This is a genomic window from Sphingorhabdus sp. (genome assembly GCF_044357595.1).
Classification (GTDB): domain Bacteria; phylum Pseudomonadota; class Alphaproteobacteria; order Sphingomonadales; family Sphingomonadaceae; genus Sphingorhabdus_B.
In genome coordinates, this window is record NZ_JBIKPH010000172.1 from 1 (window position 1) to 3,980 (window position 3,980).

Annotated in this window: 3 protein-coding genes; all 3 read left to right on the plus strand. The window is 56.4% G+C overall.

Annotated features, from left to right (window positions below; genetic code table 11):
- Positions 1-1,498 (plus strand): ATP-dependent helicase (locus tag ACIQ2T_RS12295; RefSeq protein ID WP_397591064.1); only part of this gene is annotated, 1,498 nt, incomplete at its 5' end.
- 61 nt (positions 1,499-1,559) lie between these two features.
- Positions 1,560-2,450, plus strand: a complete 891-nt coding sequence (locus ACIQ2T_RS12300) for an alpha/beta fold hydrolase (protein ID WP_397591065.1) — start codon at positions 1,560-1,562, stop codon at positions 2,448-2,450.
- A gap of 238 nt (positions 2,451-2,688) precedes the next feature.
- Positions 2,689-3,980, plus strand: a 1,292-nt coding sequence (locus ACIQ2T_RS12305) for an MFS transporter (protein ID WP_397591066.1), incomplete at its 3' end; no start/stop codon positions are given.

Here is a 3,980-nt window from a genome sequence, read left to right on the forward strand (position 1 = left end):
ATGGCGCGGAGCGGAGGTTGCAAACATCCTTCGCTTTGAAAAGGATTTCCCGGGCGCAAAGACGATTAAGCTTGAGCAGAATTATCGCAGTACACCGCATATTCTTGCCGCAGCATCAGGGCTGATTAATGCCAACAGCGCGCGGTTGGGCAAGACATTGTGGACTGAGCTGGACGATGGCGAAAAGGTTCGTATCATCGGCGTATGGGACGGCCCCGAAGAGGCCCGCCGCGTCGGTGAGGAAATCGAGGCTGTGCAGTATAAGGGCGAAACCCTCGACAGCATCGCCATCCTCGTGCGCGCGCAGCATCAGACGCGTGAATTTGAAGACCGCTTCATACAAATCGGCGTTAACTACCGGATAGTTGGTGGCTTTCGGTTTTACGAGCGCGCCGAAATTCGCGACGCCATCGCTTATTTGCGTATCGTCAATCAGCCTGCGGATGACCTTGCATTTGAACGGATCGTAAACGTGCCCAAGCGCGGCATTGGCGACAAGGCGGTGGAGAAAATCCACATTATTGCGCGCGCAGAACGTGCGCCATTGTCGGTAGCTGCGGCGCGTCTTGTTGGGACGGATGAACTTACGGGCAAGGCACGCAAGTCGTTGGCGGATCTGGTCGTCGATATTGCCCGCTGGCGTGATGAGGCCGCAACGATGTCGCCTGCCAATCTGACACGCCTGATATTGGATGAAAGCGGCTACACCGCCGTCTTGCAATCTGAACGCAGCGTTGAGGCATCGGGCCGCCTTGAAAACCTGAGCGAACTTGCCCGCGCGATGGAAGAATATGAAACTTTGGGCGAGTTTTTGGAGCATGTCAGCCTCGTCATGGATAATGACCGCGGCGACACGGGCGCAAGCGTAACGATCATGACCATTCACGCCGCCAAGGGCCTCGAATATGATAATGTCTTCTTAGTCGGATGGGAGGAAGGCATTTTCCCGTCGCAGCGCGCATTGGATGAAGGCGGCCTTGCCTCGTTGGAGGAAGAGCGCCGCCTCGCTTATGTCGCAATAACCCGCGCCAAACGCAAATGCACTATCATCCATGCCGCCAACCGCCGGATTTATGGCCAATGGACAAGCAGTATCCCGAGCCGCTTCATTGAAGAACTGCCGCTTGACCATATTGAGGCAGAACAGAGCATGACAGGTGGCGCATCATTATGGCGTGCAAACTGGAGCGAGCAATCCGACCCGTTCGCGCATTTGGCAGCCGCCAACCAAGGCCGGAGCAACGCGCGTGGCCCCGGTTGGCAAAGGGCCGCAACATCGGGAGGCTTCAACCCACGCCCCCAGCGCATTGCCGAAAACACCCGCAGCGCCGTCAGCCTTGGCAACGAGGGTCGAAGTGACCTCAGCATTGGTCTTCGCGTCTTCCATGAAAAATTCGGCTATGGCGCGATTGCGTTGATTGAGGGCAACAAGCTGGAGATCGACTTTGAGCAAGCCGGGCGCAAGCGCGTAATGGACAGCTTCGTGAGCTTAGGCTGACGGAACGTTCGCGCTTTGGAAGTGTTTCCTATGAAGATTTCATACCATAGGAGACGGCAACATGCCCATGATCGAAACCCGCGACGGCACGTGGCTTTATGTGAAGGATTGGGGCAAAGGCAATCCGGTTATCCTGATCCACGGTTGGCCGCTTTCCTCCGATAGCTGGGACCCAATAGCCGAGGCGCTCGCGAATGCAGGGCACCGCGTGATCTCTTACGACAGGCGCGGCTTTGGCCGGTCGGAACAGGCATGGGACGGCTATGATTATGACAGCCTGACGGATGACCTCGCTGACGTCATGAAGGCAACTGATGCTGCCGAAAATGTCACTTTAATTGGATTTTCCATGGGTGGCGGTGAAGTGGCGCGGTACATGTCGCGTTATGATGGCGCAGGCGTTGTCCGCGCGATATTGGTGTCCTCCGTGGTCCCTTATCTGTTGCAGGCAGAAGACAATCCCGGCGGCGTGCCGCAAGAGGCATTCGAACAGGTGACTCAGGACATGATCGCTGACCGGCCGGCATTCATGCGGACATTTCTACACGACTTTTTCGGTGTCGGTTGGCTGACAAGGCCGGTCAGCAGTGCAACTTTGGATTGGGCATGGAATATGACCATGCAAGCGGGGCTTCGTCCTACGCTAAAAGCGGCAGAGGCATTCTCATCGACGGATTTCCGCAAGGACCTGCCAGCGTTTAAGGTGCCGACTTTGATTATCCACGGCACGGCAGATTCGACTGTGCCCATCGATCCCACCGCACGCATGGCGGCTGCGCTGATTAAAGACGTCCGCCTTGTTGAATATACTGGCTCACCGCAAGGCATATTCGAAACCGACCGCGATCGGCTCATCTCCGACATGATGGCGTTTCTCAATGGTGAGGAACCAAGGTCGCAGGACCCTGAAAACTTCGTCATCAATCCCGCATTACCGATGGGTGGATACTAAATGACAGACATAATGCCCCTATTCGACCAGCGCCCTCTGATTGCGTTGTGGTCGTCGGTGATCCAGGCACGGATATCCAGCGGTACGGCGGGACTTAGAACGCGCGGTTGATTTACCACAGCCCGACTATCGTACCAGAAGATGCAGGCTGATGATCACCTAAAATGACAGTCATCTTTTTCATTGAATGCACGTCCCTGCATTGCGCTTGAGTGCGCAAGCCGATAGGCCTTAGGTCATGTCCGACAATACCCCAGAAATACATCCGCTTAAAATCGCCGACTTCCGCTTTTATTGGATGGCGCGTTTTATGGCGGTGCTTGCGACGATGGGGATGGTCGTTGTTATCGGTTATCAGGCCTATGACATTGCACGCAGCGATTATGGTATGTCTATTCGGGAGGCATCGCTACAGCTTGGTCTGCTTGGCTTTGTGCAGTTCGTGCCATTGGCACTGTTGACGCCTGTTGCAGGATGGGCCGCCGACCGCTGGGAACGCCGCACCGTAGCGCGGCTTGCCAACAGCATCGACATGCTGGTTGCGCTTGCTCTGGGTTGGTTCACCTATATCGACGGCATTACCCTACCCCTGCTGTTTTTATTTGCCACATTACATGGCGTAGCGCGTGTATTTGTCGGGCCATCGATGTCGGCAATTGGCCCAAATATCGTGCCGCCAGCATCGCTGCCCCGCGCGATTGCCCTAAGCTCCATCGCTTGGCAGATAGGATCGGTCATTGGCCCTGCGGCAGGCGGCTTAATGTTCGCGGCAAGCCCGTCGCTACCGTATTGGGCGTCGGCTGCGCTTATGCTTATGGCGTCCATTAGCCTCAGCTTGGTGCGGCCAGTATATCCGCCGCCAATGGAAAAAAAGATCCACCCGGTCCGCCAAATGGTCGACGGTATGCGCTACACATGGTCGGAACGCTTTTTGCTGGGCGCAATCACGCTTGACCTGTTTGCAGTATTGCTCGCAGGGGCAACCGCAATGCTCCCTGTCTATGCGCGCGACATATTGATGGTGGGGCCTGATGGCCTTGGACAGTTGCGGGCCGCACCAGCCGTTGGCGCTTCGGTCGTCGCTTTGATGCTTACCTTCCGGCCGCTCCGCCACAATGTTGGAGCCAAGATGCTCTGGGCAGTTGTGGTGTTCGGCCTTGCTACAATTGGCTTCGGCCTTAGCCACGAAATCGGCAACCATGTGTTTGGCGATGCGCGCATTGGTTTCCTCAACATGGGCGCTGGCATGGCTGTGGCTTTGGTAATGCTGGTAGTGCTTGGCGCGTCGGACATGTTATCTGTCTATGTCCGCTCATCCTTAGTGCAGTTGAATACCCCCGACGACATGCGCGGACGGGTCAGTTCGGTGTCCGGTCTCGCCATTTCCGCCTCCAACGAATTGGGTGAACTTCAATCAGGATTGGCCGCAGCCGTGCTTGGTCCTGTCGGCGCGGTTGTATTTGGCGGCTTCGGTGCCATATTTGTTACAGCCATTTGGGCGGGGCTGTTCCCCGAGCTTAAAAACGCCCG